Source organism: Microvirga sp. VF16, from assembly GCF_016864375.1.
Classification (GTDB): Bacteria; Pseudomonadota; Alphaproteobacteria; order Rhizobiales; family Beijerinckiaceae; genus Microvirga.
Genome location: NZ_CP069356.1, coordinates 939,260 through 963,082, shown reverse-complemented (window position 1 = coordinate 963,082; position 23,823 = coordinate 939,260). Strand labels below are relative to the sequence as shown.

20 protein-coding genes and 3 pseudogenes are annotated in these 23,823 nt (G+C 61.5%); 11 read left to right on the top strand and 12 right to left on the bottom strand.

The window, feature by feature from the left end; all coding sequences use genetic code 11:
* Positions 1–43: 43 nt before the first annotated feature.
* Positions 44–991 carry a ring-cleaving dioxygenase gene (locus JO965_RS36925; protein WP_203445787.1) on the top strand — a complete coding sequence of 316 codons (948 nt, stop codon included), beginning with the start codon at positions 44–46 and terminating at the stop codon, positions 989–991.
* 110 nt (positions 992–1,101) lie between these two features.
* Positions 1,102–1,281, top strand: a complete 180-nt coding sequence (locus JO965_RS36920) for a hypothetical protein (protein WP_203446764.1) — start codon at positions 1,102–1,104, stop codon at positions 1,279–1,281.
* A gap of 34 nt (positions 1,282–1,315) precedes the next feature.
* Here JO965_RS36920 and JO965_RS36915 read toward each other — a convergent pair whose 3' ends face one another.
* Together JO965_RS36915 and JO965_RS36910 are read right to left on the bottom strand one after the other, a co-directional pair.
* Positions 1,316–2,032, bottom strand: a complete 717-nt coding sequence (locus JO965_RS36915) for an IS6 family transposase (protein WP_203445786.1) — start codon at positions 2,030–2,032, stop codon at positions 1,316–1,318.
* A 68-nt stretch (positions 2,033–2,100) separates the two neighbouring features.
* Positions 2,101–3,342, bottom strand: a pseudogene (locus tag JO965_RS36910) (IS1182 family transposase); the annotation flags it as partial.
* 373 nt (positions 3,343–3,715) lie between these two features.
* Here JO965_RS36910 and JO965_RS36905 point away from each other — a divergent pair.
* The 3 genes from JO965_RS36905 to JO965_RS36895 all read left to right on the top strand — a co-directional run bounded on the left by JO965_RS36905 (position 3,716) and on the right by JO965_RS36895 (position 6,738).
* Positions 3,716–4,261, top strand: a complete 546-nt coding sequence (locus JO965_RS36905; protein ID WP_203445785.1) for a TRAP transporter small permease subunit — start codon at positions 3,716–3,718, stop codon at positions 4,259–4,261.
* A gap of 89 nt (positions 4,262–4,350) precedes the next feature.
* Positions 4,351–5,802, top strand: a complete 1,452-nt coding sequence (locus tag JO965_RS36900; protein ID WP_203445784.1) for a TRAP transporter large permease subunit — start codon at positions 4,351–4,353, stop codon at positions 5,800–5,802.
* A 36-nt stretch (positions 5,803–5,838) separates the two neighbouring features.
* Positions 5,839–6,738 (top strand): LysR family transcriptional regulator, encoded by a 900-nt coding sequence (locus tag JO965_RS36895; RefSeq protein ID WP_203445783.1) that lies wholly within the window; start codon positions 5,839–5,841, stop codon positions 6,736–6,738.
* Positions 6,739–6,999: 261 nt separating this feature from the next.
* On the opposite strand, the gene JO965_RS36890 is transcribed toward JO965_RS36895, so the two are convergent.
* The 4 genes from JO965_RS36890 to JO965_RS36875 form a co-directional block, all read right to left on the bottom strand.
* Positions 7,000–7,269: a LysR substrate-binding domain-containing protein gene (locus JO965_RS36890; protein WP_246777113.1), complete on the bottom strand. Its 270-nt coding sequence runs from the start codon at positions 7,267–7,269 to the stop codon at positions 7,000–7,002.
* Between the two features lie 13 nt (positions 7,270–7,282).
* Positions 7,283–8,845: an IS66 family transposase gene (locus JO965_RS36885; protein WP_203445782.1), complete on the bottom strand. Its 1,563-nt coding sequence runs from the start codon at positions 8,843–8,845 to the stop codon at positions 7,283–7,285.
* A gap of 62 nt (positions 8,846–8,907) precedes the next feature.
* Entirely contained in the window at positions 8,908–9,234 is a 327-nt protein-coding gene (tnpB, locus tag JO965_RS36880) for an IS66 family insertion sequence element accessory protein TnpB (protein ID WP_371826970.1), read from the bottom strand.
* A 22-nt stretch (positions 9,235–9,256) separates the two neighbouring features.
* Positions 9,257–9,742: a transposase gene (locus JO965_RS36875; protein ID WP_203445781.1), complete on the bottom strand. Its 486-nt coding sequence runs from the start codon at positions 9,740–9,742 to the stop codon at positions 9,257–9,259.
* A gap of 182 nt (positions 9,743–9,924) precedes the next feature.
* On the opposite strand from JO965_RS36875, the gene JO965_RS36870 reads away from it, so the two are divergent.
* Positions 9,925–11,346, top strand: a complete 1,422-nt coding sequence (locus tag JO965_RS36870; RefSeq protein WP_203443565.1) for an IS4 family transposase — start codon at positions 9,925–9,927, stop codon at positions 11,344–11,346.
* A gap of 90 nt (positions 11,347–11,436) precedes the next feature.
* Here JO965_RS36870 and JO965_RS36865 read toward each other — a convergent pair.
* Positions 11,437–11,592 (bottom strand): annotated as a pseudogene (locus JO965_RS36865) (LysR family transcriptional regulator); the annotation flags it as partial.
* A gap of 827 nt (positions 11,593–12,419) precedes the next feature.
* Between JO965_RS36865 and JO965_RS36860 the strand changes: the two are divergent.
* Positions 12,420–13,554, top strand: a pseudogene (locus tag JO965_RS36860) (patatin-like phospholipase family protein).
* 330 nt (positions 13,555–13,884) lie between these two features.
* Here JO965_RS36860 and JO965_RS36855 read toward each other — a convergent pair.
* The 4 genes from JO965_RS36855 to JO965_RS36840 form a co-directional block, all read right to left on the bottom strand.
* Positions 13,885–15,081 (bottom strand): MFS transporter, encoded by a 1,197-nt coding sequence (locus JO965_RS36855; RefSeq protein WP_203445780.1) that lies wholly within the window; start codon positions 15,079–15,081, stop codon positions 13,885–13,887.
* Positions 15,082–15,317: 236 nt separating this feature from the next.
* Positions 15,318–16,160: an SDR family oxidoreductase gene (locus JO965_RS36850; RefSeq protein WP_203445779.1), complete on the bottom strand. Its 843-nt coding sequence runs from the start codon at positions 16,158–16,160 to the stop codon at positions 15,318–15,320.
* A gap of 71 nt (positions 16,161–16,231) precedes the next feature.
* Complete coding sequence (locus JO965_RS36845; protein WP_203445778.1) at positions 16,232–16,942, bottom strand: SDR family NAD(P)-dependent oxidoreductase; 711 nt, start codon at positions 16,940–16,942, stop codon at positions 16,232–16,234.
* A gap of 371 nt (positions 16,943–17,313) precedes the next feature.
* Entirely contained in the window at positions 17,314–18,234 is a 921-nt protein-coding gene (locus tag JO965_RS36840; RefSeq protein ID WP_203445777.1) for a LysR family transcriptional regulator, read from the bottom strand.
* Between the two features lie 370 nt (positions 18,235–18,604).
* Between JO965_RS36840 and JO965_RS36835 the strand changes: the two genes are divergently transcribed.
* From JO965_RS36835 to JO965_RS36820, 4 genes are all read left to right on the top strand, one after another.
* Positions 18,605–19,069, top strand: a complete 465-nt coding sequence (locus JO965_RS36835) for a DUF6130 family protein (protein WP_203445776.1) — start codon at positions 18,605–18,607, stop codon at positions 19,067–19,069.
* Positions 19,070–19,269: 200 nt separating this feature from the next.
* Positions 19,270–20,727, top strand: a complete 1,458-nt coding sequence (locus tag JO965_RS36830; protein ID WP_203445775.1) for an amidase family protein — start codon at positions 19,270–19,272, stop codon at positions 20,725–20,727.
* Between the two features lie 83 nt (positions 20,728–20,810).
* The gene (locus tag JO965_RS36825; protein ID WP_203445774.1) at positions 20,811–21,302 is read left to right on the top strand and encodes a DUF302 domain-containing protein; all 492 of its coding nucleotides are present in this window, start codon (positions 20,811–20,813) and stop codon (positions 21,300–21,302) included.
* Between the two features lie 219 nt (positions 21,303–21,521).
* On the top strand, positions 21,522–21,935 hold the full coding sequence (locus JO965_RS36820; protein ID WP_203445773.1) for a putative quinol monooxygenase: 414 nt from the start codon (positions 21,522–21,524) through the stop codon (positions 21,933–21,935).
* 492 nt (positions 21,936–22,427) lie between these two features.
* Here JO965_RS36820 and JO965_RS36815 read toward each other — a convergent pair whose 3' ends face one another.
* Positions 22,428–23,807: an FAD-containing oxidoreductase gene (locus JO965_RS36815; protein WP_203445772.1), complete on the bottom strand. Its 1,380-nt coding sequence runs from the start codon at positions 23,805–23,807 to the stop codon at positions 22,428–22,430.
* Between the last annotated feature and the right edge of the window lie 16 nt (positions 23,808–23,823).

Sequence of the window (23,823 nt, the reverse complement as noted above, 5' to 3'; positions counted from 1 at the left end):
AGGCGGGCCGATCAGCCCGCCTTGCCTGACAAGGACACGGATCATGCAACTCACCGGCATCCACCATCTCACCGCCGTCACCGGCAACGCCCCGGCCAGCCACGCCTTCTACACCAAGACGCTCGGCCTGCGGCTGGTGAAGAAGACCGTCAACCAGGACGACGTGACAGCCTACCACCTGTTCTATGCCGACGGGCGCGGCTCGCCCGGTACCGACATCACCTTCTTCGACTGGCCCGTGGAGCGCGAGCAGCGTGGCACCCACAGCGTCACCCGCACGGGTATGCGTGTCTCTGGCACTGACACGCTGGCCTGGTGGAAGCAGCGCTTCCAGGATCTCGGCGTCACGCACTCCGATGTTGTCGAACGCGATGGCCGGCTCACGCTCGACTTCGAGGATTTCGAGGGCCAGCGCCTCAGCATGGTCGACGACGGCGGGCAGGGCGAGGAGGCCCATTCGTGGGAGCGCAGCCCCGTACCGGCCGAGCACCAGATCCGAGGCCTCGGGCCGATCACCATCAGCGTGCCCGTGCTGGATCATACGGACCTCGTTCTCACAAAGATCATGGGCATGACCCGCGTGCGGGACTACGCCACGCCCGGCAACGAGGAAACCCGCACTCATGTCTACCAGATGGGTCCAGGCGGCGCGGCCGCCGAGCTGCATGTCTCCGTCGAGCCCAACCTGGCGATCGCCCAGCCCGGGGCAGGGGGCGTCCACCACGTCGCCTTCCGCATCCCCGACGCCGACTATCAGGCCTGGGCCGAGCGGCTCAACCACGTGCGCATGCCATCGAGCGGTCCGGTTGACCGCTTCTGGTTCCGCAGCCTGTACTTCCGCGAGCCGAACGGAATCCTGTTCGAGATCGCCACCGACGGGCCGGGCTTTGCCACTGACGAGCCGATGGATACGCTCGGCGAGACACTGTCCCTGCCGCCGTTCCTAGAAGGGCAGCGCCAGCAGATCGAGGCTGGCCTGCAGACCCTGTAAGCGCGTATGCAGGTCATTGAACGAGCCGCCCATGACCAGAGGCATGGGCCGGCCCTCTGGTCCACCCCGCACCTCACCTACCCAACACAAGCGTGCAAGGAGACGATCTGATGAGTTGGAATCCCGCTGAAGATCCAAGGCCTGGCGACAAGCTTGCCTGTGATGCCATTGAGACGGTCGTCGTGCCCCGAGCCCGCGATCTCGGCAGCTTTGAGGTGCGCAGGGCGCTTCCCTCTGCCCAGCGGCAGATGGTCGGGCCCTTCATCTTCTGGTTCTGTTGCAATTTCTGACGGCGCTCAAGTGAAGACCGGACAGGAGCTCAGGTTAGGCAGCAGCGTTGAATAGACCAGCAATGAAATCACTCTGGGCTTTCATATCATTCGCTGGTACGCCGACGACTTGGCCCTTGCGGATCATCGCCATAGCCTCATAGCCGGCAATCGTCTGCGAGGCAGACGTGAGGCTCTTGAAGCCCAGCCCAGGACGAACCAACCGCTTGATGCGCCGGTGATCCTGCTCGACGATGTTATTCAGGACCTTCACCTGCCGGAGTTTGGCGAAACGCCAGAGTTCCCCATCCCGCTTCATGGCTTTCGCCGCGATGGGGTAAGCCGCATTCTTGTCGACCGTAATGGTGCGTGGATTGACCGTATGTGACTGCTTCAAGGCCTTGCGGAAGAACCGCCGAGCGGCAGCCGCATCCCGCTTTGACGAAAGCAGAAAGTCGATTGTCTGTCCTGTCGCATCAACAGCACGGTACAGGTACACCCACTTCCCCTTCACTCGGATATATGTTTCGTCGACCCTCCAAGAGCCATTGGTCATCCGCAGGTGCGGACGAATGCGCTTGTCCAGTTCGGGAGCGTAAACCTGGATCCACCGAAACAGGGTCGTGTGATCGACCTGAATGCCACGATCGGAGAGCATCCGCTCGAGATCGCGATAGCTGATTGGGAACTGAAGATACCAGCGGACCGCCCACTGGATGATCTCTGCCGTGAATTGCCGACCCTTGAACGGGTTCTTGCTACTCTGCTTCACTGCTGATCCCTCTTAACACCCCTACTTCATAGCTGCAGTGGGCGAAGCCTTAAAGCTGCAACAGAACCCTCGGGCATGCGCTCGAGCCGGGCCTGCGTCCGGTCGAGCACATCCTCATGCTGCCAGCGCTTCGCCCGCTTGTGCTTGTCCGGCGTGCACCGAGGTTTGAGCGCGCAGGCCGGGCACGCCGTCAGGTTACGATATGATCGATGGTGTCGCGCCGGTCTGAGCGCATCTTGCCCTTGGTCAGGTGCTGGCCCGCCGGGCAGATGTAGTGGTCATGCTCAGCGTCATAGACGAAGTCCTGCCCGGTGAAGAGACCGCGGTTGGTGTTGCCGGAGGTCTGGGTCTTGGGAACACAGGGCAGGACACCGCTGCCCTCGCAGGCCAGCACCTCGTCGCCGTTATAGTAGCCTCGATCCGCCAGCGCAGTGATTTCCTCGCACGCCATCACGTCCTGGGCTTGCCATCCCATCGCGAGCAGTTGTGCGGTCGTTGCCGACATTGGTCACCTCGTGCGCCACGATGAGATGATGCTCGGCCTCCACCGCCATCTGCACATTGTAGCCGACGATGCCCGTGCCCTTGCCGCTGGTGGCCATCGAGCGCGCATCCGGATCGGTGAGGGAGATCTGCTGGTCGGGCGCGGCCTCGACCTGCTGGCCCATAGCGTTGAGGGCTTGCATCTGCCGGCGCAGGCCCTTGATCTTTTCCTTGAGCCGGCTTGTGCGGGCCTCGGCCACATCGTTGTCCTGCCGGTCGGCTCGATCGAGCGCCGCCAGGTAGCGGGCAATACTGGCCTCGACCTGCTCGATGCGTTTGGCCACCTTGGCGGTGGTGAAATTCTTGTCGCGGTTGTTGACGGCCTTGAACTTGGAGCCGTCGAGAGCAACGACCGCGCGGGTAAACAGGTTGAGCTTGCGGCACAGCACGATGAACTGGGCACAGGCCGCACGGATGGCTGGCCCGTTGTCGCGGCGGAAGTCGGCAATGGTCTTGAAGTCGGGCCTCAGCCGGCCGGTCAGCCAGATCAGTTCGAGGTTGCGCTGACTCTCCCGTTCCAGCCTCCGGCTCGACTGAATGCGGTTGAGATAGCCGTAGATGTAGATCTTGAGCAGGATAGCGGGGTGGTACGACGGGCGGCCTGTTGCCTCCGGCACCACGCCGGCAAAGCCGAGGGCCGCCAGGCCCAGTTCATCGACAAAAGCTTCGATGATGCGCATGGGATTGTCGGGCGCCACATAGTCGTCCAGGCACTCAGGAAGCAGGGTGGCCTGCCAGCGGTCTTGCCCTTCAACGAAACGCTTCATCGCGACCTCCGCCGACCACGATCAGCTTAGCAGATCAAAGCGTTTCCACACAGGCTGGACCCTCAGGCGACATTCCCTAGCAACCCAAGGTCCTATGACCCCGGTCAGTTGAGATCCGCCAGCCTCTGGCGGAGAACCATGCGGCGCCCCGACGTTTACGAGGAAAATAGCCCTATATATACGTAAAAAGATGCGGAAATCTCATGAGTTCGCCTTGATGGGCAAGGAAGTGGCCTGTGGGGCAATCACGCAATTGTTCAATAGCCACTTACTTCACCTTTAGTCATATAATTCGCCTTCGCCGCTTGCTCCGGTTGAAAGTTGCTGTATAGGCCGCGCAGCATAAGCTGACCACATTCAGATGGAGTTCCCCATGGCCAGGTTATTGGCCCTCAGTCATGTTATTGACCGGATCACTTGGTTCGCGGGGATCATCGCCAGTTGGTTCGTGTTCTTGGCCTGCATGATCAGCGCCGGCAATGCCGTGTCCCGATACTTGTTCAGTGCCTCCTCGAACGCCTGGCTCGAGATCCAGTGGCAATTGTTCGCCGGTACGTTCCTGCTTGGGGCTGCCTGGGTGTTCAAGCTCAATGAGCACGTTCGCGTCGACCTGCTCTATGGCCCCCGGTCGGAGCGGGGCAAGCTCTGGACCGACGTGCTGGGTTTGATCTTCTTCTACTTCCCGGCAGTCTTCACCATCCTCTTCATGGCTTGGCCTTTCTTCCTCTCCAGCTTCCGCTCCGGAGAGGTGTCGTCCAATGCAGGCGGGCTTATCCTCTGGCCTGTAAAGATGCTGCTGCCCCTCGGCTTTGCGCTCCTAGTGCTTCAGGGCATCTCCGAGCTGATCAAGCGGATCGCTGCTCTGCGGGGAGAGGCACCTGCGAGCGAAGTCGTCGCTTACGAAAAGCCCCTCCAGTAGTTTCGGGGCTCGTAGAACGGGCCGCGCACACCAGAGAACCAACCTGACGCAGGGACCGGGTTTCGGCGCTCCTGCCCGAGAGACCAACAATGCTCGAATATGGCCTCACCGCCCCCCTGATGTTCGCCGGGCTCATCATCTTCTTGCTGGCGGGCTTCCCAGTTGCCTTCTCGCTTGCTGCGCTCGGACTGTTCTTCGGCATGATCGCCATCGAGATCGGCTACTTCACACTGCCGTTCCTCCAGGCGCTGCCGTACCGGATCTTCGGCATCATGTCGAACGAGCTGCTCCTCGCGATCCCGTTCTTCACCTTCATGGGCGTGATCCTTGAGCGATCGGGCTTGGCAGAGGACCTGCTGGACGGAACCGGTCAACTCTTCGGGCCCGTGCCCGGCGGTCTGGCCTATGCTGTCATCTTCGTGGGCGCAATCCTCGGTGCCATCACCGGTACCGTCGCCGCATCTGTCATCGCCATGGGCATGATCTCGCTGCCGGTGATGATGAAGTATAACTACGACATGCGCATTGCCACGGGCGTGATCGCCGCGTCCGGCACCATCACTCAGCTCATCCCGCCCTCCCTGGTTCTCGTCGTCCTGGCCGATCAGCTCGGCGTCTCTGTTGGCGATATGTATCTCGGCGCCATCGGTCCATCGTTTCTTCAGGTCGCGCTCTTCGTGCTCTTCATTGCCGGGGTGTCGATCTTCCAGCCACACAAGGTGCCGCCGCTGCCACCGGAAGCCCGCACCCTCAAGGGCTGGCCGCTGATCCGCAAGGTGCTGTGGGGCATGGTGCCCTCCATCGTGCTGATCTTCCTGGTGCTCGGCACGATCTTCATGGGCCTTGCCACCCCGACGGAAGCCGGCGCGATGGGCGCGGTCGGCGCCATCGTGCTCGCCGCCATGCACCGGCGCCTGACCTGGACCCTGGTCTGGCACGGCATGGATTCGACCATGCGCATCACCGCCATGGTGATCTTCATCCTCATCGGCGCCACCGTGTTCAGCCTGGTGTTCCAGGGCGTGAACGGCGGCAAGTGGATCGAGCATATCCTGTCCGGCCTGCCGGGCGGCCAGATCGGCTTCCTGATCTTCGTCAACATATTCGTGTTTTTCCTGGCCTTCTTCCTCGACTTCTTCGAGATCGCCTTCATCGTGATCCCGATGCTGGTTCCGGTGGCGAAGACGCTCGACATCAACCTGGTCTGGCTGGGCGTGCTGCTGTGCGTGAATATGCAGACCTCGTTCATGCACCCGCCCTTCGGCTTCGCCCTGTTCTACCTGCGCGGCATCGCGCCGAAGGAAGTGAAGAGCTCGGACATCTACTGGGGCTCGATCCCGTGGATCGTCTTGCAGATCATCCTGGTGGCCGTCGTGATCGCGTGGCCGGAGTCGGTGACGTACTGGCTTGGAAGTCACCAAGAGATCAATCAGGAGGAGGTCCAGAAGACCCTGGACAACCTGATCATGCCTGGCGCCGATCCCAATGCCCCGGGCGGTCTGCCCGGTCTAGACCTCCCTCCGCCTCCTAAGTTCCCATAAGGCAGGGTAATGCGGGAGGACTCGGTACGGAATTGTATGATGGAGGCCGAACCCACCTGGGATCTCTACCAAACCTTCCTTGCCGTTCTCTCCGAGAACTCGCTTGCCGGAGCGGCCAGGGTGCTCGGCCTCACGCGGCAGACCGTGGCCTGTCAAATCAAATCGCTCGAGGACGCCGTCGGGTGCGACCTCTTCATACGCTCACAACGTGGGTTGGAGCCGACAGAGGTTGCGCTTGAGCTGCGGTCCTATGCGGAGGCCTTGGCCTCGACCTCCGCGGCGCTACTGCGGGCAGCGTCGGGTTATGGCAGCGGTGTTAAAGGAAGGGTTCGGGTCAGTGCCAGCGAGGTAGTAGGTGTCGAAGTTCTGCCCACCATCCTGGCAGCTCTTCGGGCCCAGTATCCAGACCTCGTCATCGAGCTGGTGCTGTCAAACGGCCTTGACGGTCTTCGGCGGCGCGAAGCCGATGTTGCTGTCCGGATGGCTGAACCCGCACCTGAAGCTTTCGTGTCACGGCACGTGGGATCGATCACGCTGGGGCTTCACGCTCATGAGCGCTACCTGAACCAACGAGGTGTTCCCGCCACGCTCAAGGATCTGAGCCGGCACGACCTAGTTGGGTTTGACCGCAGAGCCAGAAGCGTGCTCAACGGTGTCAGCGGCTTCGAGCGCACGCGCTTCGCATTAAGAGCTGACAGCGACCTTGCGCAGTTTGCCGCCATTCGGGCCGGGTTTGGCATTGGTGTGTGCCAGGCTCCGCTGGCGGCTCGAAGCCCTGAACTCGTTCGGGTGCTCGCAGACGCGTTCAAGCTTGATCTCAGCACCTATGTCGTGATGCACGAGGATCTTAGGTCGAGTCCCCGGTGCCGCGTCGTCTTCGATGCACTGGTGGACGGGCTTACCACCTATACGAGAGCTGCCCAGCCTCTCACCTGATGGTGATGTCACAGTAACTCGCAGCAGGCGTGGGAATCTGCGGGCATTTCCGCAAAATGGACTATTGCAAAGCTACCCTTATCCGCCATCCCATAGCGGCATTGCCCGACAAACCTGTAAATCAGGAAGGTCTGGAATTGGCACTCCCCGGACCAAAGAGCTTGGTCCGCTTCGGCGCTTGAGAGCCGACGTTCGTTGAGCGGCCGGAAGGTGAAAGGTTGATCCGGTGCCGACCTCCAGGTGACCGTATGAGGGGTCCCGCTACTTCATTTGTCTGGCGTCCCTGACGACATCGAGGAATGCCCGCAGTGCCGGCGGCACTGCTCGATGCCCTGGGTAATAGACGGCCACTCTCTCCGGCTCGTGCATCCAGGCGGACAGCACCGTCCGCAAGCGCCCCTCCGCGATGGCGGCTTCGGCAACCCAGTTCGCCACATACGCAATACCCAAGCCCTGCACGGCCGCTTCCACCATCAAGTCCGTAAGCGTGGCGTGATGGCCGCGGGCTGGGACCGGATCCTGTCCACTCATGGCCAAGTGGACACTAAGACCGTGGCATCCAGTTCCATGGAAGGAGTTCATCGACCCTGTTGGCCGGGTGATCAGCAATGCGCTCGATGACGTCAGCAAGATAGGCTTGCGGGTTGACGCCGTTCATTTTGCAGGTTTCGACGATGGTGTAGATGACCGCTGCGCGATTGCCACCGGCATCGGAACCGCTGAAGAGATAGTTCTTCCGGCCCAGGGCCAAAGGTCTGATGGCCCGCTCAGCGGCATTGTTGCTCATCTCAAGCCGCCCGTCCGTGGCGTAAACCGTGAGAGCCTTCCAGCGGGAGGTCATATAGCGGATCGCCTCGGCCAATTCGCTTTTGCCGCTGATGCGCGTGAGCGTCGTGTCGAGATGGCTCTTCAGGATTTCCAGAAGAGGGACCGACCTGGCTCGGCGCGCAGCGAGCCGCGTTTCTGGATCCAAACCGTTGATCCCGGCTTCAACCGCAAACAGGTCGGAGATGAGGTCCAATGCCCGTTCCGCCGAAGGCGAGCGATTGCGGAGGAACTCGTTGTACAGATCGCGGCGGGCGTGGGCCCAACAGGCCACCTGAATCAGGCGCGTCTCGCCGGTGAGTGGATGGCCTGCATAGAACTTGTCGAAGCCGGCATAGGCATCGGCATGCAGGAAGCCACGGCATTGCGACAGCAGGTGCTGGGCACGCTCCCCTTTGCGATCTGGAGAATAGGCATAGAAAGCCGCGGGCGGCACGGCCGATCCCCATGGACGTTCATCCCGCACAACCGTCCAAAGCCTGCCGGTCTTGGTCTTGCCGCGTCCAGGGTCGAGCACTGGAACGGGGGTGTCGTCAGCATGCACCGTTTCGCCGGCGCGGGCATGGGTTCCGATCCTGTCACTCAAGACCTGAAGCAGCGCTGCCATGGCCCCGACCCAGCCGGCCAGCGTCGAGCGATCGAGATCGACGCCTTCGCGCGCATAGATGTCACTCTGGCGGTGCAGGGGAAGATGATCGCAATACTTGGAGACCAGGACATGGGCGAGAAGGCTGGGACCAGGTCGACCGCGCTCGATCAGCAGCGATGGCATCGGCGCCTGAACGATCGTCTCGCAGGTGCGGCAGCTCAACTTCGGACGAAGGTGGACGACCCGCTTGAAGTGCGAGGGCACATATTCCAGCACCTCACGTTCATCCGTGCCGATCGTGCTGAAGATGCTTCCGCCGCAATTCGGGCAGGTGCAATTCGGCTCGTGCACGATCGTCTCACACGGCAGATGGGCCGGTAGCGGCTTGCGGCCCAGCGACGGTTTTGCCGTCGCGCCAGCCGATGGGGAGGATGCGATTGGCCCCGCTGCCGTCCGCTCAATGTCAGCATGAGCCTCGCTCTCTTCCAGATCGGCAATCGCCAGTTCCAATTGCTCGATGAGATGGTCGAGTTTCTCCGAGGAGCGGCCGAAGCGGGCGCGCTTCAGGCTCGCGAGCTGCGCCTTCAGCTTTTCGATATAGAGGTTCTTGGCATAAAGCTCCGCCTGCAACTGCGCGGTCAAAGCGCGCAACGCCTCCAGTTCGGCCAGCACATCGGGAGCAGCAAGAGACATCTGTTTCTCTAGCACAAGCGGCCCGATGCAGCTACGTTTTTATATGTAAAAACAGTATGTTATCAGGCCATTGTCGGTTTTGGCAGACGCTCGGGCATCAGCGTCCGCCGCCAATCCATCCCTTCGATGAGAAGAGCGAGTTGTGCCGCCGACATTTGCAGCACGCCATCGACAAGCGACGGCCAGACGAACTTGCCATGTTCCAATCGCTTGGCAAAAAGACACATGCCGGTTCCGTCCCAATAGAGAGCTTTCAAATAGTCGCCTCTTTTCCCGCGGAAGAGGAACAGATGGCCGGAATAGGGATCGGCGTTCATCCGGTTGACGACCTCCGCGGACAGACCGTCGAACCCCCGACGCATGTCGACCGGCTGGCAGGCCAGAGACACCTTCGTTCCCGCAGCGATCTGGTCACGACTTCGCCCCGAGGGCCGCCAGAACCCGCCGAAGCGCCCGCTCGTTGACAAAGGCGTCAACCCGAACGCGCGCGCCGCCTGGCAGGTCGATCTCGATCACGCCAGGCCGCTCCTCCAGCGTCGACGTTCTGGTCGACCGATCGGCTCTCGACTGTGCTGAACTCTCCACCGGACTGGTGTCCGGCGGGCGAAGAGCCGGCATCGTGATCGCGGGCCCTTCGTCGTCGCACGTCCCGAAGACCCCGATCGGAATGAACTCATTGTGCGTCGAAGCCTTCGGTACAAGGATCAGAGGAGCCGGCCGGGGGCCCAGTTGGCCCGCTTCTGCCGCCCGGATCCAACCGAAAAGCTGATTGTTGTTGACGCCGTGCCGACGAGCCACCTCCGCGACAGCGTTTCCCGGGAGCCTGGCCTCCTCGACAAGCCGCCACTTCTCCTCCGTGGTCCAACTGCGTCGACGACGAGGCTCCATCTCTGACATGCATGCCGCCTAAGTGTCCGCTTCAATCTTCGTGGACACTTATCTCATCCTGATCGCCGCTTCGGTAGGCGGCCATGACGCCCTTTCAATTACCCACATCTCCGGAGTGAGGGCTGCTTGAGCTTGCGCGGCACGGCTCGGGCGTGATTCCTTGTCGGGCACCCGCTTGGATGGAGGGTGTCATGGATCCGATGGCTGAGGGTGCCTCGTGGCTCGACGAGGAACTGGCCGGTTCGACCTTTGCCGACGCACGGCTGGGCCAGCGGCTGCGGCGGCTCCTGGAGCAACTTGGCGGAGCAATCGGAGCGAGCCTGCCGCTGGCCTGCCAGGACTGGGCTGCCACCAAAGCCGCATATCGCTTCTTCGACAATGAGCGCGTCAGCGAGGCCCAGATCCTGGCCGGCCACTTCGCAGCCACCGCCAGCCGCGTGGCTGCGACCGAGGGGCCGATCCTCATTCTCCACGACACCACCGAGTTCGTCTATCACCGGGTCCGGCCCGAGCCCGTCGGCGTGATCGGGCAATATCCCTGCCGCAACGTCACTTATGATCGGCGCCAGTTCTATACCGTCTGCGGCCTGCTGATGCACTCCAGCCTTGGCGTCACACCGGACGGTCTGCCGCTGGGACTGTGCGCGATCAAGTTCTGGACCCGCGCCAACCTCAAGGGCTCAAGCACCCTCAAACGGCATATCAACCCAACGCGCGTGCCGATTGAGCAAAAGGAGAGCCTGCGCTGGCTCGACAACATGCGGCAGGCATCGGCGCTTGCTGCCGATCCGGCCCGATGCATCCATGTCGGTGATCGCGAGAGCGACATCTATGAGCTGTTCGTTGCCGCGCACGAACTCGGCACGCACTTTCTCGTGCGCAGCTGTGTTGACCGGCTGACGGACGACGGCGCCCGGACGCTCATGGCCGCGATGGAGACGGAGCAGGGCCAGGGCGAACACCGGATCGATGTGCGCGACGACAAAGGCAGGAGCAGTCAGGCGCGGCTTACCATCAAGTATCATCGCCTGACGGTACGGCCGCCTCTTGCCAAGCAGAGGCGCTATCCCGCGCTCGAACTTGCCGTGATCTGCGCCGATGAACAAGGCGCTCCTGAGAACCGTCAGCCGATCCATTGGCGCCTCATCACCGATCTGCCCGTCACCTGCGTTGATGAGGCGATCGCGAAGATCGGCTGGTACGCCCTGCGCTGGAAGATCGAGCTCTTTCACAAGATCCTGAAGTCGGGCTGCCGCGCCGAGGATGCGAAACTGCGGTCGGCCGAGCGGCTGGTCAACCTGCTGGCGCTGTTCTGCATCCTGGCCTGGCGGGTGTTCTGGCTGACGATGCTCAACCGGACGGCACCACAAGCCTCGCCACGCCTGGTCTTCACCCCGCTCGAGATCCGCCTGCTCGATCGCCTGGTCAAGAATAAGACAGTCTCACCGGCACCAACCTTGGCGCACTATCTGACCAAGATCGCCCAGCTCGGCGGCTATCTTGCCCGCGCCAAGGATCCGCCGCCCGGCAACATGGTCCTGTGGCGCGGCCTCTCGCGCCTCACCGATATCGAACTCGGCGCAACCGTCGGAACCGGACTTATGGGTAAGTGAAAGCATGACGCCACGCTTACTCAAGTCCTCATCATCGAGAATCACGGGTCCGTTTGCCGTGATCGTCATCTCTTGCCCAGCCCGCTCGAACTCCCATCGGTACAGCTTGCCGCTGGGCATGCGGTGGCCGATGCAGCGATGATGCTGCAAGTCCTCCGGGGTTTCCGGTTCGCAGAGGCGATTGAGATAGGCCGGTGATGCGACGCAGACGAATTGTATCGGGCTTGCGAGCGGCACCGCGATCATGTCCTTGGGGCCAGCGCAAGATCTGTTCCCATTGACACGCTAAGGTAGAACGGATCGGCAACCTTTCCGATAAGGCATGCGACCGGACCACTAAGCGTGGACCACGACGATGTTCCCGTCGATTGGGTACCCGTTTGAAACTATTGCATTAACTTGCTTTCTCGAACTCATCTCGACGGCGGCCGTCTCTCATCAGCAAGACCTCGGGGAGAAGTACGCTGCCCTGTCAGTCGTTCGCCCCAGGATGATGGCTCAGACACCAAGATGAAAGCTGGATTCAGCCATTGTGAGGGCACGCTCGGTCGGTTTGCGGGTCCACGTTCTTGCTACGTACTGCGTTAGCGTGTGTCGGCATTATAAACCAAACACAGCAATTCTGGAGATGGGATCGCTTTCTCGGATCTTGGTTTGACGCATTTCGTGCCCAACCGCCTGAACCGAAGCACCGGCGGTGTGATGGAGCGGCAATAGCCGAAGGTGAGGCAAATCCGCCTTATGCCAGACCATCGCCGCAAGCAGATGCCATCAATGGTCCTTATCTTGGAGGTCCTTATCTTGGAACGCCCTAGCCATGTCCGACATGGTAGTGATGCTCGCCACCGCCGACCACGAGGTCAGAGCCTCGCACAAAGCCATAGTTCCCAAGGAAAAGCTGTCTTTGGTTTATAATGCCGGCGTGTGTTTGGGAGCAGATCTTGTTCCAGACCCAACATGGGACATCCGAGGGTCGCAAGAGGGGCAAGGGTTTCGATGAGGCGGTGATCCGCGAACTCGAGCGGACGGGAACCCCACCGTCCGCAATCACGGAACAGCGACTACCGGAGAAAATGCCAGCCTGGCCGAGTCGCATCCCCAAGCAACTCGGCCAGATCGTCCTCGTGCTCCAGGGTGGCGGTGCGCTCGGCGCCTACCAGGTTGGCGCCTATCAGGCCCTGCATGAAGCTGGGGTCGAGCCAGACTGGGTCATTGGTACCTCGATCGGCGCCATCAATGCCAGCCTGATCGCCGGCAACGCTCCGGAGAGCCGGATGGAGCGGCTCCGAGAGTTCTGGAGCCGTATGCAGCGCAGCCCCTGGATGGAACTCCTGGGAGAGTGGCCTCTGATGGGGCCTTGGGCGGCCAACCTGACAACGATGGCTCAGGGCATCCCGGCCTTCTTCCGGCCGAACCTGCCGGCTTTCCTCGGCCCGCACGTCCCGCTCGGATCGGAGGCCGCCAGCTATTACGACACGTCTCCTCTGGCTCGGACTCTCTCCGAGCTCGTCGATTTCGAGCAGATCAACGGGCGGGAGACGCGGCTCACGGTCGGGGCGGCGAACGTGCGTACGAGCGAGATGCGCTACTTCGACAGCCGCGACATGCATCTCGATGTCCGGCATGTGATGGCCTCCGGTGCTCTGCCCCCGGCCTTCGCGGCCGTGCGCATCGACGGGGACCTCTATTGGGATGGCGGCATCCTGTCGAACACGCCGGTGGAGGCGGTGTTCGACGACAAGCCCCGGCGCAACTCGATCGTCTTCGCGACCCATATCTGGAATCCGCAAGGGCCCGAGCCCGATACGATCTGGCAGGTGATGAGCCGACAGAAGGACATTCAGTACTCGAGCCGCACCAACAGTCATATTGCCCGGCAGAAGCAGTTCCACCGTCTTCGGCATGTGATCGCCGAGCTCGTCCGTCGCCTGCCGGAAATGGAGCAGAAGACCCAGGCGGTGCGCGAATTAGCGGCTTATGGCTGCTTGACCCGGATGCACGTGGTCAGACTGCTAGCGCCGCCGCTCGATGGTGGATCACACGAAGGACATCGACTTCAGCCCGAGCGGCATCCGCGAACGCTGGGAGGCTGGCTACGCCGACACGAGCCGGGTTCTGGAGCTGGCACCTCGGTTCGGCGCGTTCGATCCGATGGAGGGCTTCATCCTGCACGAGGCACACTCCGGGGCGATGATGACGGCCGGCTGAGATATGGCAGTGAGGGCGGCTCTGGTGCATGAACCTGTCGGGCCAGAGGATTAAGGAACTCTTGGCCGGATCGAAGGCGCAACAGATCGTGACACGCGAAGTTCATGAACCGGTGCCCTGGCCGTGCCGGATGTCATACCTCGCGATACAGGCTGACCACACAGATGTGCGTGTCCTGTACAGCTGTCGCCTCAATACTCGCCCTAAAGCAGAATTCCTCAGGTAGGGCCGATATGACATTCGACTCAGCGGCAGCGCTTCTCAAGCTTTTTCGACAACAGAGACACCCGGAGAGTTGCCGGGTGTCTCGCCGTTGATTTCAGGCTCGGGTTAAGGCAACGAACCTTCCGAAAGACCCTGCGACCTCCCCAGTGCAGGAAGGCGCCCTGTGGCGAGCACGATCATGAGTGCAAGGAGGGTCGCGACCGCCCCTGTCCAACCCAGGTCAGCCGGCGTTCCAACATTGATCACCGCGCCGCCGACAACGGACCCGAGCGCCACGCCGAGATAAAGAGCCGAGGCGTTAAGCGATAGCGAAACGGGGGCGCTCGCAGGATGGAGCGCCACAAGGCGGCTCGCCTGCGCCGGCAGCAGCATCCAGCCCACGATCCCCCACAGAACGGTCAGCACGATGAGGGCCGGCCCAGCAAGCACAGGACTGAGGAGCTTGGCGGCCAGCGAGATGATCGTCAGGATCACGCTGATGCCGAGAATAGAGAAGATCCCGGTGGCACGCGCACCATACCGGTCCGCGGCTTGGCCGCCGATGAAATTGCCCAGAGCGGCGCCGCCACCCCAGGCAAGCAGCAGGCCCGGTATGACCACCGCCGGCAGCCCCGTTCCCTCAACGGCAAGGGGCGCGAGATACGTGAAGACGCTGAAGCCCCCGGTCATGACCAAGAGGGTCGTGGCCAGAATCGGCAGCATTCCGGGCTTCACAATCGTCATTGCACGCTCACGCAGCGGGATGCGTGTCCCCCGCAGATGAGCGGGAATCTTGAAAAGAAGAGCCACGGCTGCGACGGCACTCAGGGCCGCGATCGCCGCGAACGTGCCCCGCCAGCCCGTCAGTGTTGCCAGCAGCGCACCGATTGGAGCCCCGAGCGCCACCGCCACCGTGGTGCCGCCCACCACCACGGAAATGGCGCGTGCACGCCGTTCGGGTGGAGCGAGCGCAATGGCCGTGGCCTGTGCGGTCGCAGCATAGAGGCCCGCAGCGAGCGCCATGATCACACGAGCGAGGAGCAGCGTCAGGAACGAGGAGGTCAGGGCCGCAGCCAGGTTGCTGGCCGCGAAGAGAACCATCGTACCAGCCAGAACGCGGCGCCGGTCGACGTCACCCAGCAGTGTCGCAAGAACAGGGGCGCCGACAGCATAGGACAGGGAAAATGCGGTGACGAGGGTTCCACCCTGAGCGACAGAAATCCCTGCTTCTGCGGCGATGTCGGGCAGGATGCCTGCGATTACAAAGCCTTCCGTCCCAACGGTAAAGGTGCCGAGCGCCAGCCAAACCAGAGGTGAGATCACATGAATTCTCCATATTAAAAGGTTATTGAACAGCGGCAATCCCAGTCCTGCTGGATCAGCTGACCGCATCCGCCAAGCGCAAGGAGGGCAGGACGAGGGATCTTCAGATTGCGGCTCAGCCTCACGGATGCGAAAGCGGGGCACAGCGGTTGCCGACCCGATGGCGATGCAGGTTCTGATCTGACCCCCGCCCATTCAACTCAGTCGCATGTCCGCTCTCCTGGCAGGATCGGGTGCTAGTACTGGGCAGGCTCCCGGGAGTCGCGGCTGCCCTTTTCACTCCCCACATTGTACCGGGTGGCCGGCTTCGTCCTTGAAAGCTTGCCGGCCATCGCCCGGCGGGCCGCGTCGTAAGCATCCCACTCTGACTTTTGCTCAAGGGAGGGGATGGTGACCGTCTCGCCCTGGTCTAGACCTGCCAGTGCAGTGTCGACCAAGTCCTGCGCCGACATGACGATTTCCGCTGGGAGATTGTTCACTGGTAGCCCGGCAATGTCCCAGAACTCCGTCGCTGTGGCACCGGGCAGGACCGCCTGGATCCGCATGCCCTTGTCAGACAGTTCATGGTGAAGGGACTGGCTGAAGGCCAGGACGAAGGCCTTGGTGCCGCCGTAGACGCCGTTAAGCATCTCCGGCGAGATGGCAACGATGGATGCGATGTTGATGATCGTGCCGCCACCGCGCGCCACAAAGGCCGGCGCGGCCGCGTATGTCAGTCGTGTCAGCGCCAGAACGTTCAGCCGGATCATCCGGTCCATCGCGTCGATATCGGAGGCAAGCAGGGGAGCCGCTCCACCGATGCCGGCATTGTTCACAAGCACCGCAATCGCGGTGTTCGTCCGCAGGATCGTTTCGACTCGACGGAGATCGGCGTCGTCGTTTAGATCAGCAGGCAGGATCTCGACCGAGCGGCCGGTCTCGTCCCGCAGTCGCGCCGCAAGCGCCTCGAGGCGGTTCTGATTGCGTGCCACGAGGATCAGATCGTAGCCGCGCCGGGCCAGGCGATCGGCATAGATGGCGCCGATGCCGGACGAGGCGCCGGTGATCAGGGCGGTGCCCTGGGAGGTCGATGTATTCATCTGTGTCTCCTCATTCTCAAGGTTCTAAAGACCGTGGATGCTCACGGCCGAGGTTGGCCATCAGTTGGAATTCAATGGCCGGCGCTCTGGCCGCCGCCGACGTGGAGGATCTCGCCGGTCACAAAGCCGGCCGTCTCGAGGTAGAGGACTGCCTCGACGATGTCGGAAACCTCGCCCATGTGCCCGACCGGGTGAAAAGCCCCGAAGGCTGCGTGGGTCTCAACCGGGTGCATCGACAACTTGATGATGCCGGGCGAGACGGCATTCACCCGGATACCGTGCTTGGCGTATTCGATAGCGAGTGACTTGGTTGCCGCGTTGAGGCCACCCTTCGTCAGCGACGCGAGCACGGAAGGTACGCCGTCGACCGCGTGGTCGACGAGGCTGATTGTGATCTGCACGATATGGCCACTGCCCTGCTTCTCCATTTCGGCCAGAGCAAGCTGGGTAATGTGGAAGAAGCCGGCGGTGTTGGTTCGCAGGACAGCGGTGAAGTCGGCCTCGGTATACTCGGTGAACGGCTTGGCGATGGAGATGCCGGCATTGTTGACGAGCGTGTCGATGCGCCCAAAGCGCGATACACCTTCGGCGATCGCCTGCTCCGCCGTCTTCCGGTCACCGATGTCGCCGGAGATGACGAGAACGTCGGGGTTGCTCGACGGCCTAACGGACCGCGCCGTTGCGATCACTCGGTAGTTGCGATCGAGATATCCGTTGACGAGAGCGGCACCGATGCCTTTCGATGCATCTGTGATGATTGCTACTTTTCTGTCGATGCCCATGATGGGAACCCTTGGTTCTTGCTAATCGTGGTGCTGCTGCCCGTTGAGTTGGGTCATGCTGCATTGTTGGGGACATAATTAGTCTCGTCCGATGCGGGTGCGAATAGCCGCTAAACGAGAGACACTCTTTCGTTTCGTGGTTGAATGCGGAGAGGGGAGGGCGTTGGATTGCTGCTTTGACCGAGTGATGGCCGAAGGCGAAAGATCGGCTTCGGCCCAGCTTGCTTGGTTGCTCAATCCCTCAAGCGACGCATCGTTCGGAGCGGTCCTCTGGGTCCGCACGATGCGCAAGTATTTACCGACTGTGCCAACAGCCCTCTAAGGGCCCATCATTAATGCGGTCGATGAGCGAGTGACAGGCTCTCGCGTACTTACTCGGTGTCGCGGCTCGCAGTCGCGAAGTGACTGCGGAACCGCGGTAGAGCCAAGTCGAAAAATACGCGAACTTTTGGCACGGAGAGACGCCCGTTCGGCGAAATCAAGTGCACGGGCGTAGGCGGCAGCTCATGGTCCTTGAGAACAATCGCCAATGACCCTTCGCGCACCTGTTGTGGGACGTGATAAGAGAGCACGCGCGTCACGCCTCGGCCGCTGACAGCAGCGACTATGGCTCCCCAGATGCTGTTGACGATAAGCCGCGGTGTAAAATGCACCGTGCGGGGAGCAGATGATCCGTCCAGCGGGGGAAAGCTCCAGGAGTCGATCCCAAGATCTGCAAATGTGATGATCTGATGCTTGGCAAGGTCCGCCGGTTCTACAATGCGGGGATTCTGCGCAAGGTAGCGCGGCGACGCCGTAACGACCCGGCGCACCTCGCCGACACGGGTCGCCACCAAGCTCGAGTCGGCAAGGTGCCCGATGCGCAGGGCAACATCGATGCCCTCATCGATGAGATTTACAAACCGATCCAGCAGGTACAGACGCACCGACACGGCCGGGTAGGCATCCAGGAAGGCGTCGAGGATCGGGCCCAACACAGTCTCACCGGCAAAGACCGGGGCGGTCACGGTCAGCGTGCCGCGCGGCGCCGAGCGCTCCCCGGCCGCCGTGATGTCGGCCTCCTCGAGATCGATGAGCACGCGCCGGCAGGCGGCCGCGTAGCGTTCCCCTGCTTCGCTGAGCTTGATCGATCGCGTCGTGCGGTGAAGGAGTTCGGCGCCGACATGCTTCTCCAGGAAGGCGATGGCGCGGCTGACAGCGGCCGGCGAGCGGCGAAGCTTGCGGCCGGCGCCGGCGAGGCTGCCTTCGTCGAGCGCCGCGACGAAGACTTTCATGGCATCGAGGCGGTCCACGTCTTCGTCCTCCCCTTATTCTTCCGGCCGGAGGAGTAATGGCCGCCAAATCATAGCTATTCACTCGCGTTCCGGCAATTCCTGTCGTCCTCGCCGCTTCGCCCCGGGATGGGCTCTGCTCATCCCCATACAGGATCTGATTGGAAGAGAGTTGTCCCGGCTTTGCCTGTGCGTCCGCACATGATGAGGCAGGGTCAAAGCTGTCCTGCCTCCTTGCAGAACGCCTGTACCAGAGGGCCATTCGCTCACAAGGTGAAAGAGTGTCTCCCGAAACCGGGATATTCAGTCTCCCTCCGATTTCCCTCATCTTCTCGCCCATCAAAGCCATCGCATGAGGCCAATGGCTTTCTTAACGAAAGGAAAGACTGTAATGACTAAGCTCATCAAGACCCTTGCCGCGGCCGCTGCCGCTACCGTTCTCACCACGGGCGCCTTCGCTCAGAGTGCGAGAGAGATCCGTGGCCCCTCGCCATATGTCGCCATCGAGAACGAGCCCGCCCCCAAGCTGATCGTGGACGCCCCACTTCCCGAGGGGCTGGCCATCGGCGTCTACTGGGCCCAGTATCGGGTGGAAAACCTGCGCATCGTACCGGTGTTCGGGAAAGGCGCCCTCGGCGCATCGCCACGCATCGGGCATCTGCACGTTATCGTCGACGACCTGCCGTGGTGGTGGGCAGATGCGAGCGACAACAACACTGTCGATATAGCCAATTTTCCCCCGGGCCCGCACAAGGTGAAGATCCAGTTGGTCGACGCCGGCCACAACGTCATCCCGGGCCAGGAGGTGACTCACACGTTCACCATCCCGGACACTGCGGCTTCTCACAAGCACTGAGGATCGCGAAGGCTCTGTATGACAGTCCGACCGACTCAAAACGAGCTTGGCGTGAAACCCGAACTCTCACGCCGGCCCTATGACATTATGCTCGTAAGTCCATCTGATGATCATAGTGCAACAGGTCCACTATGGCAGCGCAACTGTAACGACGGGACAGACAACTCACGTTGATCGTCCCAAGCTAAAGTGAGGTTTTCATGCAAACGAACGAAGTATCCATTAGAAAAGCGTCGGAAGCGGACGCGCTCGCACGGCTTGGCGTCGGCGCAGCGGCTGCCGCCATTCGCAATGGCGACGTCTCGTCAGAGTCATATACCGCTGCGCTCCTCCAGCGAGCCCGAACGCACTCCGATCTGAATGCCTTCATCACGATAGATGAAGCCGCTGTGCTGGCTGCGGCCAGAGACGCGGACAAGGCTCGCGCCGCTGGTTCCACTGGTCCCCTTCTGGGCGTTCCGTTGGCAGTCAAGGACAGCTATCTAACTCAGGGCCTCCGCACGACGCTTGGAGTGCGGAACCTGAAAGACTTCGTACCGAACGAGGATGCCGACGTCGTTGGCGCGATCAAGGATGCTGGTGGCATCGTCTTTGGCAAAAACAACCTCGTTGAGTTGTCCTATGGCTTGACCGGCAACAACAGCCCGTATGGTCAGGTGAAAAACCCACACAACCGTGATCATATCTCTGGAGGTTCCTCCAGCGGGTCTGGCGCATCTGTCGCGGCTCGGATCGTACCCGCGGCCTTAGGGGGCGATACCGTCGGTTCGATCCGAGTGCCCGCGTCACTCTGTGGTGTGGTTGGCTTCAAGCCGACGACGGGACGGTGGCCACGCAATGGGGTCGCTCCGATCTCCCATACCCTCGATACAACAGGCGTCCTTGCCCGCAACGTTGACGACTGCGCGCTGATCGATCAAATCGTCACGAAGGATGAAGCGACCTCACCCTCCGATCGATCCGACCTGAAGGGCGTCAGGTTCGCCTATGCGCCCCGGCAATATCTTGATCTAGTCGAGCCTGACATCAAGACGCATTTCAAAGACACGGTCCGGCGCCTACGCGACGCTGGTGCCGAGGTCGTCGAGGTCGATCTCGGGGAAGGCTTTTCCGCGCGCGCCGAGACGGCGACGTGGAACATCTTTTTCCATGAAACGATGGAAGCGCTCTCGGATTTCCTTCGTCGCAACAACGTTCCAGCTACATTCGACGAAATCTATAATGGACTTAAACCTGGGCTAAAAGAAGCGTGGGCGCACGTCGTTCTGCCAAGTGGGACTGGGTTTATTTCTACAGACACATATGAGGCAGCGCTGTCTGCCGATCGCTCCGAAATCCGGCGCCGCTTCCATGAAGCATTTTCTCGCAGCGGGGCGGAGGCGCTTCTCTTTCCAACGACTCCCCGCACAGCGCCGTTGATCGAGCATCAGTCGAAGTTCTTAATCGCGGGTCAGGAGGTCAGCGATTTGGCTCTGGCCAGGCACACCATCCCTACGAGCGCAGCGGGTTTGCCGGGCATCAGCATTCCTACGGGTCTGTCCGAAAATGGCCTGCCGATAGGGCTTGAGATCGACGGCACGCACGGTCGTGACAGGCGCCTCCTCGACCTTGCACGTCGTGTGGAAGCTGCCGTTGGCGCACTGTCATCACCGGTCTGAAGAACCGGCGCAAGACACACCTATAGTGGGCTGGATGAACAACAGCCTACACGTCACAGCACTGAGTTGGAAAGATTACGAGAATGACAAATCAAACATACGTCAAGCAAACGATTTCCGTCGAGCACGTCACGATCCGGTCCAGCAACTCGTTCGATATCGTCAGAACGAAGCTGGAGGCGCTGCTTCCGCGGCTTGATGAAGGGATTCTAACGCTCTTGCGGGACGGTGAGAGCGCGCGGGCCTTGCAAGAGGCAGAGGCTTTGCCGACGCTCTCGATCTTCGGCTTTCGAGATCATGGCGCATTGCTGAGGTTAGCCGGTCTTCAGCGCCGAGCGGTGCAATATGATATTGGTAACCCACTCACGGCATCCAAGATGACCCGGCATCAAATCTCTGCAGCTCTCTATGCGCCCATTCGCATCCTCCTTCATGAAGACAGCGATGGACTCGTCGCGTTTGAGTATGACCGCCCGACTTCTGTTTTCGGCCAGTTCGGTGACGATCACGTCGATGGAGTTGCGCGCCAGCTTGATCAAGATTTGCAATCGGCGCTAGAGGCGGCCGCGTCCTGATGGGTGGTGGCCATCCGTATCCGACATGAAAGCGCGGCGCAGTTACGTCAAATACAGATCGTCACTTCCCAGACCGATCACTGAACCCTATCCCAGGCGCATCCACGCGCCGGAAGTTGGAGAAAGACTATGCGAACGTCATCAACGAGGCAGACATCGACAATTGGTCGTGGTGGTAAGGAGTTGCGTCAGTCTGCGCCTGGATCCAAAGGAGGTTCCATGAAAGACAATCTACACATAGATCGGCGCAGTCTGGTCGCAAAGCTCGGACTGGCTGCCGCAGCCGCCGCGCTTTCTGCGCCCACAGCAGCCCATGCCGTTCAAACTGTGGCGCTCCCGAAGGGAGCCGTTACCGTCGTTGCATTTGTTCGGGCACGCGGCGGCAAAGAGGCTGAACTCGCTCGGGCTACTGAGGTTCTGGTCCCAAAGGTGCGACAGGAGGCAGGAAATCTCCTCTGCCAGGTTCACCGGGGTCTAGAAGAGCCCGGGCTTTTTGTGTTTTATGAGATCTTCGAGAGTGCCGCGGCGCTCGAAGCCCATAAAGCAGCCCCATACGTGAAGCAGTGGGCCATGGACATTGAAGCGCTGACAGCAGGACCGGTCGAACTGAAGCTTCTCGAAGCCTTAGGTTAGAGCCAGCTCCGTTCCATGAGCGTGTCAGGCCGCGGAATGTAGGAGATGAACTGAATAAACGGACCATGCTTCTCATAATCAACCTAGCTCTGGTCCTCAGCCTTGCTGCTGCAGGACCAGCTTTTGCGCGCCGCCGCCCTCGAGACATGGCTGCCATCGATAATGCCCTGCGGACGGCGCAACTCTCGGCCTCTGGAAGGCAACAGGTTTGGATCTGCGCACAAGAGGCGGGGAAGTGCACGAGGCGGATAATCACCCCGAGTCGGAGAGACTTCTCGACCAAGCCAAGAGACCCCTCAAAATCTGAGGCTACCCTGAGCGGGCCACTCGTGGGTTAGTCCGCTTTGTTTTTCGGCCCTGATCTGCCGAGCGACCCCCGGGAGCACTTGTCATGCCTTGGAACTTCGACGGTACGCACGGAACGGCTTTTAGGGCATCAGCTTGCGAACGAGCCGGTCATGCACAATACCCTCGTCCTCGGGAGCGGCAGCCTCAATTCAGAGGCTTGAGATCGCCGAGCACGGTCGGTATCAGCTCGGAGACGGTGGGGTGGACCGGCACCGCCCATTGCAGTGTCGGATAGGCTGCTCCGGCATTCATCATATTGAGGACGCTGTGGACGACCTCATCGCCGGTCACGCCGAGAACGGCAGTGCCGAGGATCTGCTTCGTGTCCGCATCGGCGACGATCTTGATGAAGCCCTTGGTCTCGCCTCTCTCGATGGCGCGCCCGACCCGCGTCATCGGGCGCTTGGACATCAGCACCTTCCGGCCTGACCTGAGCGCTTCGGTCTCGGTCATGCCGACTCGCCCCAGCGGTGGATCAATGTAGAGCGCATAACCGGGCACACGCTCGCTGACCCGGCGGCTGGCACCGTCAAGAAGATTGGCGGCGACGATCTCGTAATCGTTGTAGGCGGTGTGGGTGAAGGCCCCACGCCCGTTGCAATCGCCCAGGGCCCAGATGCCGGGGACAGTGGTGGCGAGGCTGTCATCCACCTCAATGTAGCCCCGGGCATCGACCGCGACTCCAGCATTGTCGAGACCGAGATCGTCCGTGTTGGACCGGCGCCCCACCGCCAGCAGCACATGCGAACCGACCACGACGGGTGCCCCGGATGTGCAGTCGACGCTGGTCGCTACACCGTCCGCGTGAGGCTCGAACCCGATGCAGGTGACGCTGGTGCGCACCGTGATTCCCTCCTCGGTCAGGATCTCGCGGACCGCTTCGGACACGTCCTCGTCCTCGCGGGCAATCAGTCGCGGCATCATCTCGACCACCGTGACCTCGGCGCCGAAACGCCGATACATCTGGGCAAATTCAAGCCCGATATAACTTCCGCCGACGACGACTAGGTGCCGTGGAATGGTATCGAGCTTGAGGATCGAGGTGTTGGTGAGATAGTCGACTGTGCTGACGCCCGGCATGTCGGGCACGCTTGCGCGGCCGCCGACATTGATGAAAATGCGAGGAGCCTTCAGCAGGCTCTCGCCCACCTGGACGACATCCGGGCCTTCAAACCGGGCGTGCCCTTCGATGACTGTCAGGCCGTCCATACCGCGCAGCCACGCCTCGATGTTCCGGCGAGCATTCGTTGAGACGGTATCGGCCCGGGCCTTTACCCGTTTCATGTCGATGCTGACCGGACCCTCGCTTGCGATCCCGTACTCGGCGCTTCGGCGGGCAAGATGGGCCGCGTAGGCGCTGGCAACCAGCGTCTTGGTCGGCATGCAGCCGGTGTTGACGCAGGTGCCGCCGAAGAGCTTGCGTTCGATGAGCGCGACCCGCATTCCTGCAGCGGTCAGGCGCCCGGCCAGGGATGGGCCTGCCTGTCCGGCCCCGATGACGATGGCGTCGAAGACTTGGGTCATGGTACGGGCTCCACGA

Coding starts and splice junctions, on each gene's coding strand:
- JO965_RS36850 (WP_203445779.1), bottom strand. CDS start 16,160: ATGAATACATCGACCTCCCAGGGCACCGCCCTGATCACCGGCGCCTCG.
- JO965_RS36835 (WP_203445776.1), top strand. CDS start 18,605: ATGACTAAGCTCATCAAGACCCTTGCCGCGGCCGCTGCCGCTACCGTT.
- JO965_RS36825 (WP_203445774.1), top strand. CDS start 20,811: ATGACAAATCAAACATACGTCAAGCAAACGATTTCCGTCGAGCACGTC.
- JO965_RS36890 (WP_246777113.1), bottom strand. CDS start 7,269: ATGAGTGGACAGGATCCGGTCCCAGCCCGCGGCCATCACGCCACGCTT.
- JO965_RS36900 (WP_203445784.1), top strand. CDS start 4,351: ATGCTCGAATATGGCCTCACCGCCCCCCTGATGTTCGCCGGGCTCATC.
- JO965_RS36875 (WP_203445781.1), bottom strand. CDS start 9,742: ATGTCAGAGATGGAGCCTCGTCGTCGACGCAGTTGGACCACGGAGGAG.
- JO965_RS36815 (WP_203445772.1), bottom strand. CDS start 23,807: ATGACCCAAGTCTTCGACGCCATCGTCATCGGGGCCGGACAGGCAGGC.
- JO965_RS36920 (WP_203446764.1), top strand. CDS start 1,102: ATGAGTTGGAATCCCGCTGAAGATCCAAGGCCTGGCGACAAGCTTGCC.
- JO965_RS36870 (WP_203443565.1), top strand. CDS start 9,925: ATGGATCCGATGGCTGAGGGTGCCTCGTGGCTCGACGAGGAACTGGCC.
- JO965_RS36885 (WP_203445782.1), bottom strand. CDS start 8,845: ATGTCTCTTGCTGCTCCCGATGTGCTGGCCGAACTGGAGGCGTTGCGC.
- JO965_RS36830 (WP_203445775.1), top strand. CDS start 19,270: ATGCAAACGAACGAAGTATCCATTAGAAAAGCGTCGGAAGCGGACGCG.
- JO965_RS36895 (WP_203445783.1), top strand. CDS start 5,839: ATGATGGAGGCCGAACCCACCTGGGATCTCTACCAAACCTTCCTTGCC.
- JO965_RS36845 (WP_203445778.1), bottom strand. CDS start 16,942: ATGGGCATCGACAGAAAAGTAGCAATCATCACAGATGCATCGAAAGGC.
- JO965_RS36925 (WP_203445787.1), top strand. CDS start 44: ATGCAACTCACCGGCATCCACCATCTCACCGCCGTCACCGGCAACGCC.
- JO965_RS36820 (WP_203445773.1), top strand. CDS start 21,522: ATGAAAGACAATCTACACATAGATCGGCGCAGTCTGGTCGCAAAGCTC.
- JO965_RS36905 (WP_203445785.1), top strand. CDS start 3,716: ATGGCCAGGTTATTGGCCCTCAGTCATGTTATTGACCGGATCACTTGG.